At 38.3% G+C, this 14,723-nt stretch carries 9 protein-coding genes and 1 pseudogene; 3 read left to right on the top strand and 7 right to left on the bottom strand.

Translation table 11 applies throughout. The features are described from left to right. Positions 1-174 precede the first annotated feature (174 nt). The 3 genes and pseudogenes from E7Z59_RS15515 to E7Z59_RS13395 form a co-directional block, all read right to left on the bottom strand. A pseudogene (locus E7Z59_RS15515) lies at positions 175-303 on the bottom strand (integrase core domain-containing protein); the annotation flags it as partial. 674 nt (positions 304-977) lie between these two features. Next, a complete protein-coding gene (locus E7Z59_RS13400) occupies positions 978-2,006 on the bottom strand; it encodes a glycosyltransferase family 2 protein (RefSeq protein ID WP_136336839.1) in 1,029 nt (342 codons plus the stop codon). 42 nt (positions 2,007-2,048) lie between these two features. After that, positions 2,049-3,101, bottom strand: a complete 1,053-nt coding sequence (locus E7Z59_RS13395) for a glycosyltransferase family 2 protein (protein WP_136336838.1) — start codon at positions 3,099-3,101, stop codon at positions 2,049-2,051. Positions 3,102-3,656: 555 nt separating this feature from the next. On the opposite strand from E7Z59_RS13395, the gene E7Z59_RS13390 reads away from it, so the two are divergent. The 3 genes from E7Z59_RS13390 to E7Z59_RS13380 all read left to right on the top strand — a co-directional run bounded on the left by E7Z59_RS13390 (position 3,657) and on the right by E7Z59_RS13380 (position 9,173). Continuing rightward, entirely contained in the window at positions 3,657-4,865 is a 1,209-nt protein-coding gene (locus E7Z59_RS13390) for a glycosyltransferase family 4 protein (RefSeq protein ID WP_136336837.1), read from the top strand. Continuing rightward, complete coding sequence (locus E7Z59_RS13385) at positions 4,858-5,511, top strand: sugar transferase (RefSeq protein WP_136336836.1); 654 nt, start codon at positions 4,858-4,860, stop codon at positions 5,509-5,511. The genes E7Z59_RS13390 and E7Z59_RS13385 overlap by 8 nt, the downstream gene beginning before the upstream one ends. Before the next feature lie 398 nt (positions 5,512-5,909). Further along, positions 5,910-9,173, top strand: a complete 3,264-nt coding sequence (locus E7Z59_RS13380; protein ID WP_136336835.1) for a NeuD/PglB/VioB family sugar acetyltransferase — start codon at positions 5,910-5,912, stop codon at positions 9,171-9,173. A 108-nt stretch (positions 9,174-9,281) separates the two neighbouring features. Here the strand turns inward: E7Z59_RS13380 and E7Z59_RS13375 are convergent, their stop codons facing one another. The 4 genes from E7Z59_RS13375 to E7Z59_RS13360 are packed head-to-tail and all read right to left on the bottom strand — an operon-like array spanning position 9,282 to position 14,656. Next, positions 9,282-10,271 (bottom strand): hypothetical protein, encoded by a 990-nt coding sequence (locus tag E7Z59_RS13375; protein ID WP_136336834.1) that lies wholly within the window; start codon positions 10,269-10,271, stop codon positions 9,282-9,284. After that, complete coding sequence (locus E7Z59_RS13370; RefSeq protein ID WP_136336833.1) at positions 10,271-11,725, bottom strand: MBOAT family O-acyltransferase; 1,455 nt, start codon at positions 11,723-11,725, stop codon at positions 10,271-10,273. Before E7Z59_RS13370 ends, E7Z59_RS13375 begins: the two co-directional genes overlap by 1 nt. Positions 11,726-11,751: 26 nt before the next feature. Beyond that, on the bottom strand, positions 11,752-13,497 hold the full coding sequence (locus tag E7Z59_RS13365) for a carbamoyltransferase family protein (protein WP_136336832.1): 1,746 nt from the start codon (positions 13,495-13,497) through the stop codon (positions 11,752-11,754). 58 nt (positions 13,498-13,555) lie between these two features. Beyond that, the gene (locus tag E7Z59_RS13360; RefSeq protein ID WP_136336831.1) at positions 13,556-14,656 is read right to left on the bottom strand and encodes an OmpA family protein; all 1,101 of its coding nucleotides are present in this window, start codon (positions 14,654-14,656) and stop codon (positions 13,556-13,558) included. Positions 14,657-14,723: the final 67 nt, after the last annotated feature.

Raw genomic sequence — 14,723 nt, 5'->3', positions numbered from 1 at the left:
AGATTGGAAATCGATTTATTACAAATGAGAAAAAAATTATAAGATTAACAACCGTCCCTGTATCCTTAGATAGAGTGCTGGGCGTGTCGGTTTCCCTTAATTAGAACTGTTTATTATTACAATATTATCACTTGTATGATCAATCTCAACAAGGTTAGCTTTGTTGAGATTTTTCTTTGCAAATTCTATCGGAGGAAGGTTACCCAGGGCATCATGTGGTCGCTGATGATTGTAATCATCCATCCATATCTGGGTTGTTTCTCTTACCTGGTCTAAACTATTAAAAATATATCGGTTAAGAACGGTTCACTTGTTATTACCGAAATGAAATTGGCAGAAAACAAAGGGTTATAGGTTTACATTATTCTAATAGACTAAATAATCCCACATTTAAAGGAAATTTAAATCATATTAAAGGTCAGTTTGACTGATAAATCCAAGAAAATAATAAATTACGCCTTCTTTATAAGACTTCACAGCGTAAATAACTCTAAGAATGGAAGCAACCTTTTGATATTGTTATCAATTGCCTTGGATCAACACTCTTATCAGGTAAAGATGCTCCGTCTATTATATGGAGCATTGTATCAAATGGTTTAGGTGAAATCATCTCTTCATGTCGAGGTTCTTACATCAATCAAAATCTGGAAGCTGCCCCAAAATCTCATATTATAGTTCCGCTTTGAGCTGGAAATGTTTTAAAAGGTAAGCCCATATAGCATGTTTAGCATTGCGGCAGGATAATTAAAAATTTCCGAAATGATTTCTTATTTCATTATTAATAAAACAGTTAGACTTCACTATAGGGAGCATTATATCAGCACTAAGTTAAAGTAAGTTGCTAAGCAAACTAATAAAGTAATTAATTCCGTAATCACTAATCTATTAAACTTAAACACACTATTATTAGTATTTTTAAGGGATTAATCTATCCAAAACACATCTTTATTAAATTTTACTTATTTCAATCCATAAATTCATAATCGGTGAACCAAGTAAACTATTCGAAAAAAGCGAACTCTTAATAGAAAACTAAAAACCAATGGTTTATTGAATATTTTCATTAAAAGTGAATGAGAGAATTTATTAAAATCAGAATTTATTAATCTATCTATGGGATATAACTTCATTTCTTTCAATTTACCCAAAATCTGCTCTTTACTTTTTAATTTAAGTCGTGTTTTGCTCAAATCCAATAACACCTGATAAGTAAGGACAGTCATCCTTCTTTTTAGAGTTTTTTTAAGATTCAAATTCAGTTGATCATCAGAATTAAGACTTTTACACAATTCATGGAAAAAAATTAAGGTTTGTATATATCCATTCAACCGATTGTTAACACTATTATCATTATCATCTCTCATAAGAGAATTTTCTGTTTGATAATAATAATGAACATTTAAGTTCAAAAATGAAACCCGCTTGGCTTTCCAAAACAATTGATATGTAAAATTAACATCCGCTAAATAGTTGTCGGCAGCAAACCAAATACCTTCTTCCTTTAAAAAAGAAGTTTTTACAAGAAACCACCAGGCCTCATATCGTATATTATTTTCTTGCGCCAACATTTTTTTACCAGTTGACACCTCTAGTTTTTCCAATAATTCAGGAAAAATAGTATCTTGGTTACGTCTTTCTTTAATAATTTGGCTTCCAAAGGAAATAATTTCAAGATTATCACCTTCGGCAGTATTTAGTAACTGAGCCAAGCAATCTTTAACAATGTAATCATCTGCATCTAAATGATACAAATAATTTCCCCGCGCTTCCCTCATTAAAAAATTTCGTTGAGCATAAACACCTTTGTTTTGACTACTGTAAAGCTTAATATTTGAATAACTTACAGCATAATCTCTTACTAAATTAACCGATTGATCTTCGGAACCATCATCGACTACTAGTATTTCATAATCCTCTAACGGTATATTTTGATTTAATACACTATCCAAGCATATTGCAATATGATCTTGCGCATTATACATAGAAATTAAGATACTTAACCTCATAATTATATATTTAAAATTTAATTTAAATGAAGAATTAAATATTCATGAGCTTACAAAAGGAAGTTTTCTATATATCAAATGGAATCCTCGAAAGAACCTAATTCGCAATAGATTGCTAAAAACAAAAGGTTCGTTGATTATTCTTAATAAAATCACATGAAAAAGTTTACTAAATTCACTTCCTTTTAATTGAGAAATGGGATATAGACTTTCATGTTTTAGTATATCAAGAATCTCGAACTTCCTTTCTAATTTTAAGTTTGATCGACTTAAGTCAAATAATGCTTGATATGTTAGGATTGTCATTTTTCGGGACAAAACTTCTTTCACATTATTATCTAAAGAATTTCTAGGGTCAAGTTTTTTAGCTAATTCATTGAAGCATGTTACTGTATTCAAATTACCTTTCAATCTATTATTCAAACTCTTATCGCAATGATTCCTCATAAGCGAATTTTCTGATTGAAAATAATAATGCAATGTTAATTCCAAAAAATAGGCTTTGGATGCCTTAATAAAAAGTTCTATAGTAAAATTAGCATCTGAAGTAACTCTATTATTCACTTCAAACCAAATCCCGGCATCATTAAAGAATGATGCTTTTATAAAATACCACCAAGTTTCATACCGAATTCCAGACTCTCGCAGAAGCATTTCTTTACCTGTGATAGTTTCTATAGGCCGTTCCGAATCAAGTATTAAATTTGGTTCTAAATAACCATGATCATAAGTTATCAAAGAACCAAAACCCAAAATATCAAGGTCATGTTGTTCTGTTATTTTTAACAAAAAGCTTAAACAATTAGGAGCTATATAATCGTCCGCGTCAAGGTGATAGAGATACTTTCCGGAGGCCATTCTCATCAATAGGTTACGTTTCGTATAAACCCCTTCATTAGTCCCTTTAATTAATTTAATATTAGAGTATCTATCGGCATAATTTTTCACAATTGCATAGGATCCATCAGTTGACCCATCATCAGCAACCAATATCTCATAATCGGTAAAGGGAATATCCTGATTCAAAACACTTTTCAAGCAATGTTCAATATAATTTTCTGAATTATACATCGAAATAAGAATACTTAATCTCATGTCTTTCCTATCCAAATTAATTATTAGAAATATTTTAGGAATAATTAAGATATTGTCTTACAAACAAATAAAGATAAATATCCCATCAAAATACTAAATACATCGTTAGCTAACAGCTAAATAAGAAGTAAAGCGAAAAGTGTAATACTTAAATAATCGAAATTATTTAGTTGTTATAGTCAAGCATGGCATTATAAGATTACGAAACGTGATTTAAAGTCTATTTTATACAATCAACACATAAATTCAAATGAATGAAAATACTTAAGATATAATATTCAATTGATTGTATTTAGAATGCACTTACCCTCAAAACACTTATGTGATTTAAACTGCTAATCTATTCTCTTAACATTAACAGCGAATGCTTTATTATATTCCTCTCATTTTACAACTGGATCATTAACGATTAATTATAAAAAATAAACGAAATATATTCAGAATTACTTTATAATAAGTCAATTTTAATCTGACAAATAATTATTGATCACCATTTGTTCAAAATCTTAACTCTCTAACAATACAAATTCTCCTAAGAATACAACAGTTTAATATATGAGTGTTTTTAAATTGATTCGTGTTACCACTATTCCAATTTCCCTGGGAAGTCTCTTAAAAGGTCAGTTGGGTTACATGCAAAATCACTTTGAGGTCTTGGGTATATCGAGCAAAGAAGACCAATACGTCTCTTTAGAGGAATATGGCAGGTCTGAAAATATAAGGGTGATTCCTGTTGAAATGACCCGAAGTATTACTCCATATAAAGATTTAAAAGCTTTATATCACCTCTTTAAAATATTTAAACAAGAGCAACCCGATATAGTTCACAGTCACACCCCTAAAGCCGGTACTTTAGCTATGCTAGCCGCAAAACTTGCAGGGGTTCCCCACCGGCTGCATACCATTGCAGGCCTACCGCTCCTGGAATCCAGGGGTGCAAAACGAAAACTACTCAACCTGGTGGAACGAATTACATACCGATGCGCTACCAAGATCTATCCAAATTCCAACGGACTGAAAGAGATCGTCCTTCGGGAGGGTTTTACCCATGAGAAAAAACTGAAGGTTATAGGTAACGGAAGTTCCAACGGGATCGATGTAGAATACTTCGACCCTTCCTTGTTTAATGAAGTTTCCCGAAAAGCCCTAAAGGATAAATTAGGTATTCCCCAAAACAACTTTGTTTTTATCTTCTCCGGGAGGTATGTCAAAGATAAAGGTGTTAATGAGCTGGTTAATGCCTTCGTATCTATTCACAAAAACTATCGGGAGACAAGCCTGCTGCTTATTGGATGTTTTGAGGAGGATCTTGATCCTCTTCTACCGGAAACCGTAGCTGCAATTAAAAACCATCCCGCCATTTATGACACCGGCTGGCACAGAGAATTCAGGCCATATTTCACGATTGCTGACGCCCTCTTATTTCCGAGCTACCGGGAAGGATTTCCCAACACCGTCATGCAGGCAGGGGCCATGGGTATTTACAGTATAGTGAGCAATATTAACGGCTGTAATGAAATTATAATTGATGGTCAAAACGGCCGTATTATTCCTCCCAAGGATACCGTTGCACTTAAAAATGCCATGCTGGAAGCCTTGAGTACCCTGAGGCCTTCGGAAGGATATAATTCCTATTACAGACAACTTATCATCCAAAGATATTCCAGGCCTTATATCTGGGAAGCATTGTTAAATGAATATCAAACCCTGTTGGGTAAAAAGACCCAGCATCCATCCAAAGAAAAAGAAAAAGCATATGTATAAAAGATTTGGGAAACGATTCATTGACTTTTGGGGAAGCCTAGTACTTTTGTTATTATTCAGCCCAGTAATACTAGTAGTTACAATCGTATTGTGGTTTAAAAATGACGGAAATCCTTTCTTTTATCAAAAGCGGCCAGGAAAAGATGAAGTGATCTTTTCCATTATTAAATTTAAAACCATGACCGACCGCACCGATGAGAACGGCAAATTACTCCCGGATGTAGAAAGGCTCACTCCTACCGGAGCTTTTCTCAGAAAAACCTCCCTTGATGAGCTTCCACAACTTTTTAATGTCCTAAAAGGAGAAATGAGCTTTGTTGGCCCTCGCCCCCTCTTAATCAAATACCTTCCTTATTACACCGAAAAGGAACGCCTCCGTCACAGTGTTAACCCCGGAATCACAGGCCTTGCTCAGGTTTCAGGTAGAAATTTTGTTCCTTGGAACGAGCGCCTTCAACTGGATGTGAATTATGCAAAAAACCTTTCCCTATTAAACGATATAAAGATCATTCTTCTTACCATAAAAAATGTCATCCAAAGAAAAGATATTGAGATCATCCCGGAATCGACCATGATGGACCTGGACAGCTACAGAAAATCCGGGTCCCTGAATTATTTCGTTTCAAAGTCGAATTATTCACCTTAATCCGAGTAAAACACTTTCATTCTGAATCATTAATAATGATCCAAAATATTTGGTATTCATCATAAACAAAGCTGCAAGAACACATGGAACTAGGCAACATCAAAACAATACCAACCTACTGTATTTCAATTTTTTAATAGGCTTTTGCTTTCAATTTAATTAGATTGTCATATATAAAATCAGTTTTACCTTCTTTTATCCAAATATCCGGTAATTGGACGTTAACATTTATTTGGGCGAAAATTCTTATTTAAATTACCCTTAATACTATACTTCCAATTACTAACTCTATGAATACCGAAATAAATCAATATCGCCATTTGATTTATGCTTTTCTCCTCCCCTTTTTTTTTATAAGTCAATCATTTATCGGTTATTCTTAACCATAAGCACTAATTATGAATACCTCTCATCCACCTGTTAAGATCTATGGTTCCGGCGGACATTCGCAAGTAATACGTCATGTCCTTGAAGAAAATGGATATCGCATAACTGAAGTTTTTGATGATCATCCTGAAGGTGTACATCGAGCTTCGGTGAATGTTGTTAAAGGATTGCGTGGAAAAGACAAAAATAGTATAATACAGAGCACCCCAATGGTCATTGCTATTGGTAACAACCGGCAACGCGCCGAAATAAGTCAATTGCTTCAGTCGAATTTCCAAAAGGTGATCCATAAATCGGCCATCATCGCTTCAAATTCAACTATTGGGGATGGGACGGTCGTATTTGCCGGTGCCATAGTCCAACCCAATACGGTCATTGGAAAACATGTCATAATAAATACTGCCGCCAGCATTGATCACGATAATATCATTGGTGATTATGCTCATATTTCCCCTAAAGCAGCCCTAACAGGACATGTCGAAATCGGAGAAGGCACCCATGTCGGGGTTGGAGCGGTGATCATCCCCACGGTTAAAATTGGAAAATGGTGTACCATAGGTGCCGGAGCGGTCGTATTAAAAGACGTTCCGGATTACTGTACAGTGGTAGGAAATCCAGGCCGTATCATCAAAAGACAGGTACCCCCAGTACTACCAGAAAATAACTCTGAAGAAATACCCTTCGATTTGGCCTTTATCGGGGCGGGGATCTCGACAGCTTTTACCTTACTAAAGTCTCTTAAAAAACTGCCTCCTCAATCCAAAAAGATCAGGATTGCTGTGATCGAAAAATCCGGAGAATTCTTTACCGGGGTGGCTTACGGGAAAAGATCAGGGCATTCCACCCACCTCATTACCGCCTTAAAAGATTTCCTCCCAAAGCCCGAACTCAATCAGTTCACCGATTGGCTCAACCTCAATAAAGATTGGCTTTTAAAAAGGCTGAAAGAAGAAGGAGGATCCCTGACCAATGAATGGTTGTATTCCAACAGAAAGGCCATCCAAAACGGAAAGTGGGATCATCTGTTTATTCCAAGAAGTTTCTTTGGCTCCTATATCCAGGAGAAACTGCAAGAAACCATCGGGGAATATCAAAAATCCGGAAAGATACATATAGAATATGTTACTGATGAAATTGAAGACATTCAACGCGAGGAGTTTGGTTTCTATTTAAAAGGACTTCAAAAAAATATCAAAACAAAGAAAGCTGTATTGGGTATAGGATCTCCTAAGCAACGTACATTAAATGTTCCTGAAAGCATCCCAAATGACCGTCATCTATTTATATCCAACCCTTACGAACAGGGGATGAACAGGGTAATCAAACAGATCATAAAATCCTTAAAATCCAATCATAAAAAGAATGTATTGATCCTGGGGTCTAACGCCAGTGCCCTGGAATTTTTATATAAAATGAATGATCTCAGGGGCATCGATTCAAAGGTGGGCCACTATTTCTTCTTATCGACCCATGGCCTGTATCCTAATTCTATTGTGGATACTAATAATGAAAAATCATTTATACCGAAACATACCTTGGCTTTATTGGAAATCCAAAAGCTCACTGCCAAACAAATTATGCAAGGCATAACCAATGACTTGAATGATGCCGAGGAACTGGGAATTGGGGCAGCCATAACTGTAGGTCCTATTTCAAACGCTTTTGTACCACTCCTTGAAAAACTGGATCAAAGGGAAAAAGAAAGATTTGCCTGTTATTACGGGAATGAGATCGGCCGAAGACAAAGGGTGGCGGGATATCACTATACCAAAACCATTGATGTTTTAAAATCTCAAGGGAGGTTTTCACACTTAAAAGGAAGCTTCGAAAAGCTGGACCTGGCCGATCATCAACAGCTTTCCCTGGTTTACAAAACCGAACAAGATTCAATAGCAATTTTAGACCAACCCATTGATATTGTCATTAACTGTCTTGGCTCTTCTAAACTCTCAGATCTTGAAGCCCCGTTGGTCATAAGGAACTTGATTGACAGTGAAATGGCAAAGATTAATCCTTCCGGTAGAGGACTCACCGTAAATCAAAACCTTGAAACGTCGAAGGGACTACATGTGATCGGCCCTCTTTTAGCAGGAAATGTAATTGAAGGGAATCCGATATGGCATGTTGAGCATTGCGGAAGAATTATTTCAATCGCCGAAATATTATCAAAAGTCTTGACGACTCCCTCTGAGAAGTATGAAGAGGTGGAGCCTGAATTAAAGATACATAAGCTCGACAATGGCAGAGATGTAAACATTTATAAAGAAATCCTTAAAGAATACGATGAGCACCCTTACTACCGCTATGAATATTTTAAACATCATTCACAGGATGACAATCAATTACTGGTGGTAGAATTAAAACACAAGGGTCGTAGTCTTGCAATAATGCCCTTGGTGAAGCGGAAAATTGCTCATGGCCAATACTCAGGCTATTTTGATGTGACTACGCCTTATGGTTACGGAGGCCCTTTATTTAAGCCTGAAGTTACCGCTGATTTGAAGGAAGTCTTTTGGGATTTGATAGAAAAATGGTATCAGGACGAAAATATTGTGACTGAATTTATCAGGTTTAATCACAACGAAAATCATGTTGGGTACAATGGAGAAATCATTCCTACTTTAAAAAATATAAAAGGTAGAATCCTGAATGACCCGGAAAAACAATGGAAACAATTCAAACCCAAGGTTCGAAACAATTACCGAAAAGCGGAAAAGAACCATTTAACTTTTCAATCATTTTCCGGTAAGAAGATTTCCCGCGATCATATTGCCTCCTTTCACGCTGTGTATACCGAGACCATGGACCGTAATAATGCTGCCAGTTTTTATTTCTTCCATCTTGACTATTTTGAAAATCTGATCTTTTCAGACCCGGATTCATTTATCCTCACTTTTGCAATTAAGGACAATGAAATTGCCTCCACAGAACTCATAATTACACATCAAAACAGCATGTTCGCCTTTCTTGGCGGTACAAGGACTAAATTCTTTTCCTATCGTCCAAACGATTACCTCCGGGTAGAAATTATAGAAATGGGGCGGCAAAAAGGTCTGTCCTGGTATATCCTCGGAGGAGGTAGAAAGGACAATGACGGATTGTATAAAAGTAAAAAACATCTTTTCCCCAAGGATGAAGATTTTGTCTTCTATACCGGACGAAAGGTGATCAACCGGGAAGTCTATAACGCATTGTGCGGAAATAAATTGCCTAAACATAACGGTTATTTTCCAAAATACCGGGTTCCAAAATTGCAGGAGGCAGCATCCACCTAATATCGTTCCGGCAATATATATTTAAGGCAGGTTAAGTCACAGGAAAACGACTAACAGGGTTTCCTGCTTACATCTGAATTTTATATGTAAGCTTAAGAGTTAAAGATGTTACTTCATTTTCAAGATATCGCCGTTTTCCGCCAGGATTCCGTAATGCACACGAATAAAAGATATGAGCTCTTCAGCAATCACCTTGCGTCCCTGATCATTCCAGTGCATATCATAAATTAAGGTAACGGGAGTTTGTTGAAATTCCAATGCCTCTCCATAATCAATAGTACTTATACCCTCTTTTTCAAGGTAACTCATAAACTGATCAGGAAAAGATTTCCGGTCTACTAAAAATGAGATCTTTTTAGTTTTCAGTCCGGGATCGGTAAGTAAGGATTTAAAATTGTGTAATGTTAAATCCCCAAGTCTTTGTTCCTTATTTTGGTCTCGTTTTTCCTCCCCCCCCCCTTGCCTGAAAAGGTTACTCTTCCAAGAGTTCAGTTTACCGGTCATATTTCCCAAAAACCTAATATTCTGTAAATAGACCAATAGCTTGCTTTTCTTTAATAAGGCATAGGTACCTTCCTGAAGCTTCAAGCGTTCCTTGGAAATTTTAAACGAGCCTCTCAAAAGATCATCAGGGTATTGCAGAAAGATCACGATCTGATCTATTTTATCAAACAATTCAGGATAGGCAGAAATGAGATGCAACTCATCGGCCAGGTCGTAACCGGCATAACCAAACTCATAAACTTCCACTCCCGGCAAGCTATCCTCTATCTTCTTCCCTATAGAATTATCATAATCCTGATGGAATCCCTCTATAAAAGAATCTCCAATAAGCGCTATTTCATAGCCATCCTCAGTAGGGGCAAACTCCCGGTATGAATTATAACCGAAGTTGTTAATGCGATATTCGGCAAAATTCTGCCGCCTGTTCCCGGTTGCAATATATCCGGACTGTCCCGGAACCCATTTTTCAACACCTCTGTCGTCAATCATCCGCTCGGGAGTCCCCTTGTGCAAGTGAAATACTCTCACCAGGCCTTCCAGGATAAAAAGGATCAGAGCCCCATAAAACAATATTTTTATTAGCAACCTTTCCATCAGAACTGAAAATATATAAAAGATCTATCTGTTCCGCTGTCATAGAACAGCAAAAGTGCAAAAACCATTAACGCATACGAAATGAACCGAATTGTCCCGGTTTTAAAAGGAAAAGGATCTCGTTCGTTAAACCTTATTCTATATTCATATGTCAAAAATACCAAGAGTAGAATAAAGTAATCTGACATACGGTAACCCTGAGGGTGTAGGTAAGCAGGGAATTCCCAGGTACTAAAGAGACCTTTAAAATAGTTCCATGCTGCTGACAGACTCTCCGCCCGGAAAAATATCCAGCTAAGGGATACCATGATAAAAGTGACCAAAACTGCGAGGGATTCTCTAATTCCCGGTAAAATTCTCCCTTCTCCTAAATGCTTTCCTTTATACTTCCTGTTGGCACCGAGTACAAACAAGGGTACAAATAAAAATGCATGAATACCTCCCCAAACTAAGAAGGTCCAGTTGGCCCCATGCCAGAGTCCGCTCACCAGAAAAATGATGAAAATATTTCTAAGAGCTTTAGGCTTTGCCACTCTTGACCCTCCCAGTGGGATATAGAGATAATCCCGGAACCAGGTGGAAAGTGAAATATGCCACCTGCGCCAAAATTCACCGATATTCCTGGAAAAATACGGGAACCGGAAATTAGAGCGCAATTCAATACCAAAAAGTTTGGCGGTTCCTATGGCCATATCAGAATACCCTGAAAAATCACCATAGATCTGGAACCCGAAAAATACGGCCCCCATTAAAAGTATAGCCGGGGAATAGCTTAGGTGATTAGTAAAAATATCATCCACTATTGGGGCAAGACTATCGGCTATAACCACCTTTTTCAGCAACCCATATAGAAGTAGCTTAAGACCATCTGCAGAATTGTTATACGAAAACTTCCTGGGTTTTTCGATCTGGGGCAACAGATGAGATGATCGCTCAATAGGGCCGGCCACCAACTGCGGGAAGAAACTGACAAAGGCTGCAAAGTCAATAAAATTTCGGGTGGGTTTTACCTTTCCACGATAAATATCCAGGGAATAGGAAAGGGTTTGAAAGGTATAAAATGAAATTCCTACGGGAAGAATGATATTCAGGGTCCAGATACTTTGAACCTTATACCCAATGACATCAAGAGAGTCGATAAAAGAGCCTATAAAAAAATTGAAGTATTTAAAGAACCCCAGCATTCCTATATTAAAAAGAATGCTTACCCAAAGCCACCTTTGGGCCGTTCTTGACCCCTGAATTGCCCGACCTATTCGCTGTCCTGCATAAAAATCAACCAGGGTACTGGCAAGGATGAGTAACAAAAAACGCCAATCCCACCATCCGTAAAACACATAACTGGAAACCAGTAAAAGTATATTTTGTCCTGTTAATTTATTTCCCAATACCTTCCAGTAAAGAAAGAAGACCAAGGGAAGAAAAACAAAATATTCAAGAGAATTGAATAGCATAAATCAGGGGACTTTCAATATCAACATTATTCAACAACCGATGCTGTGGTTTGAAATGCATTTTTTTCTGTTACGACTTCATTTCCTTTAAATAAAAGATAATTTCCTATAACCAGGGCATCCAGACCGGTGGAGAAGAAGCAGCGAATAGCATCCTGCGGTGATTCTACCACGGGTTCTCCCTGGATATTAAAACTGGTGTTTAACACCACCGGAACCCCGGTTTTATCTCCTAATTTTTTGATCAGATCGTAATATCTGGGATGTAATTCCCTGCGAACCGTCTGCAACCTGGCGCTGCCATCTACATGGGTAACAGCAGGAATAATTTCTTGTTTATCATGGCGAACCTGGCACACCTTTAGCATAAAGGGTGCCTCTACTTCCAGGTCAAAAAATTCATCCTTGGCTTCAACGATAGCAGAGGGCGCAAAGGGCCGGTAGGCCTCCCTGAATTTTACTTCAGCATTGATCTTATCCTTCATTTGAGGATAGGCCGGGTTGGCCAGGATACTTCGGCTTCCAAGCGCCCTTGGACCGATCTCCATGGTTCCCTGAAACCAGCCTATGATCTTCCCTTGTTCCAAAAGGGAAGCAGCAACCTCACAAATATCTTCATGAGTTTGGTAATTAAGCTTAGCCCCCTTCAATACTCTTTCGATCTCTGAATTGGTATAGGAGGTGCCTACATAAGGGTTGAGATGTACATAGTTCCTTTGCTTTTCAAAAATACCATTGTATAAATAATAGGCTGCACCAATGGCTGTTCCATTATCGCCCGCGGCAGGCATCACATAAACGTCTTTAAATTTACTTTCTCGTACTATACGGCCGTTCATCACACTATTCAGAGAAACACCCCCGGAAATTACCAGGTACTCGGCCTTTGTCTGTTCATACAGATAATTACAGATCTCCAAAACACGATCTTCCAAAACACGCTGAAAAGCTGCGGCCATATTCTTATGGCGATCTTCAAAAGCCTCCCCGGGCTTTCTTGCAGGACCGAATTTCTTATAAAACTTATCCGACAAACGTTGCCAGTGCATATTCTGGAAATTGAACCAGCTCAGATCAAATTTCAGCTGACCGTTTTTTTCAACCTTGACCATTTTTTCCACTTCCTCCCGGTACACCTCAGGGTCGCCCATAGGTGCCAATCCCATGGTTTTTCCTTCGTCATAAGAAGTGCGGAATCCACAGTATTGGGTAACGGCCTCATAGAATGATCCTAAAGAATGAGGAAAGAAGCTCTCGCCCAGGCACTTCACCGTATTGTCTTTTCCATAACCCAGCCAGGTGGTGGCCCATTCTCCGGATCCATCAATTCCCAGTAGCGCTGCCTCCTTATAGGGGGAGACATAAAAAGATCCCGGAGCATGGCTGTAGTGATGGGGAATAAAATGAACTTCCGGTCCGTCTGACTTCTTATCCCAATGGTAATGAAACCAGTTCCAAAAACTTTTCTGCTTATTGTAAGCATGAACGAATTCATGGTTTACAAAGGGCTTAAAGGTTTTCAGATTGGAAACACAATAGCCTATTTTTTTACCCAGATTATGGGTAGGCTTGATCGATACTGCTATATGATCAATATCTTCGTAATCCAATCCTGCTATCTTCAGACAACGGTCAATAGATTTCATGGGGAAAACCCGGGTATGCTTATCCCTGTTTAAACGCTCTTCTTCAATGGCTGCCACCAGTTTGCCGTCTACCACGATACAGGCCGTGGAGTCATGGAAATAATAGTTGAGTCCGAGAATTACCATAGTAAAGGTTTTGTTATATCAATAATTGTTCTTTGGGGGTACCACTTATTTATTCTTTTTAATTTAATTCATAGTTGGTCCTCCGGTTCTCCCTATGCTCTTGTTCTGAGCAGGTCACATCATTCGTACAATGGTTCAGGATCTTATTTTCCCCGAACCCTTTACCGGAGATGCGGTTGGCAGCAATTCCTTTGGCGATAACATAATCAACAATACGATTTGCGCGACGTTCTGCCAGCCAGGTGTTGTACTTGTCTGTTCCCCGGGCATCGGCATGAGCCTGTACTTCTATAGTAGCTTCCGCATATTCCTTCATAAAGGCTACCAGTTGGTCTACTATGGCCTTATCATCAGGAGTCAGGTAGGAGGAATTAAACGCAAAATATACTTTGGGCAGGACCTTAAGGTCCGTGAGCATTTGCTCACGTCTGAGTTCGGCCTCTGATTTTTGAGGTGCGACGGGCGGTGGAGGTACTATGGTATCCTGAGTAGGCACTTTATGAACTTCTACCTGGCTTTCCTCCTCAACTACCTCATTTTCTGTAGGTGTTGGTAATGTATCAGGAATCTCTTCTATGAAGGGTTCGTCTTCCTTTCCGAATTTAAAGATGAGTCCTAAAGAATGCTGCACATGGTTGGTGCCGCGATCCGTAAACAAGCCCCATTTTCCCATGGAGTTCAGGTTAAACCCGAAATTCTCGGTAAACCAGAGATTAAAGCCGCCACCGGCGTTAAAGGTGGCGCGGTCTACCGCCCCTATCCAGGTATAGCCTGCGCCTGTCATAAGATACGGATCAAACCACCCGGTTTGTCCGACCAGTTTGTTGAGGTCATAGCTTAACTTTCCGTCTACCGCCACATAGGTTTGATCAAATGGCAAAACTCCTCCATCTACGATCTTACCGGCATCATATTCGTTATAGGTTCCAATGACCTCATACCCAAAACCACTTTGGGTGTAATAACCAATAGTTAACCTGGAAGGATAAGGTACGGCATGCCAAATCTCTTTAAAATTGAAGTAATCATTCAATCCGGGTCCGGAGTCATCTACAAAATTGTAGCCTACTCCTACCTGCCAGAAATTGCCATTAGTCTGGGAAAATGCTCCTAAGGTGATTAGGAAAAATGCGAGGATGAGGGATCTTGAGGTACGCATAAGTCTAATATAACACCCCTAAGTTATTATCTGACAGACAAATAAAGAAAAATACCCTTTAAATTGA

It is taken from the genome of Robertkochia marina (assembly GCF_004799345.1).
Classification (GTDB): domain Bacteria; phylum Bacteroidota; class Bacteroidia; order Flavobacteriales; family Flavobacteriaceae; genus Robertkochia; species Robertkochia marina.
Note: the sequence above shows the minus strand (reverse complement) of the source record. Positions and strands in the feature narration are given on the sequence as shown.

Bases quoted from the DNA above. Each gene is read 5' to 3' on its own strand.
- E7Z59_RS13400 (WP_136336839.1), bottom strand. From the start codon at position 2,006: ATGAGGTTAAGTATCTTAATTTCTATGTATAATGCGCAAGATCATATT.
- E7Z59_RS13395 (WP_136336838.1), bottom strand. From the start codon at position 3,101: ATGAGATTAAGTATTCTTATTTCGATGTATAATTCAGAAAATTATATT.
- E7Z59_RS13390 (WP_136336837.1), top strand. From the start codon at position 3,657: ATGAGTGTTTTTAAATTGATTCGTGTTACCACTATTCCAATTTCCCTG.
- E7Z59_RS13385 (WP_136336836.1), top strand. From the start codon at position 4,858: ATGTATAAAAGATTTGGGAAACGATTCATTGACTTTTGGGGAAGCCTA.
- E7Z59_RS13380 (WP_136336835.1), top strand. From the start codon at position 5,910: ATGAATACCTCTCATCCACCTGTTAAGATCTATGGTTCCGGCGGACAT.
- E7Z59_RS13375 (WP_136336834.1), bottom strand. From the start codon at position 10,271: ATGGAAAGGTTGCTAATAAAAATATTGTTTTATGGGGCTCTGATCCTT.
- E7Z59_RS13370 (WP_136336833.1), bottom strand. From the start codon at position 11,725: ATGCTATTCAATTCTCTTGAATATTTTGTTTTTCTTCCCTTGGTCTTC.
- E7Z59_RS13365 (WP_136336832.1), bottom strand. From the start codon at position 13,497: ATGGTAATTCTCGGACTCAACTATTATTTCCATGACTCCACGGCCTGT.
- E7Z59_RS13360 (WP_136336831.1), bottom strand. From the start codon at position 14,656: ATGCGTACCTCAAGATCCCTCATCCTCGCATTTTTCCTAATCACCTTA.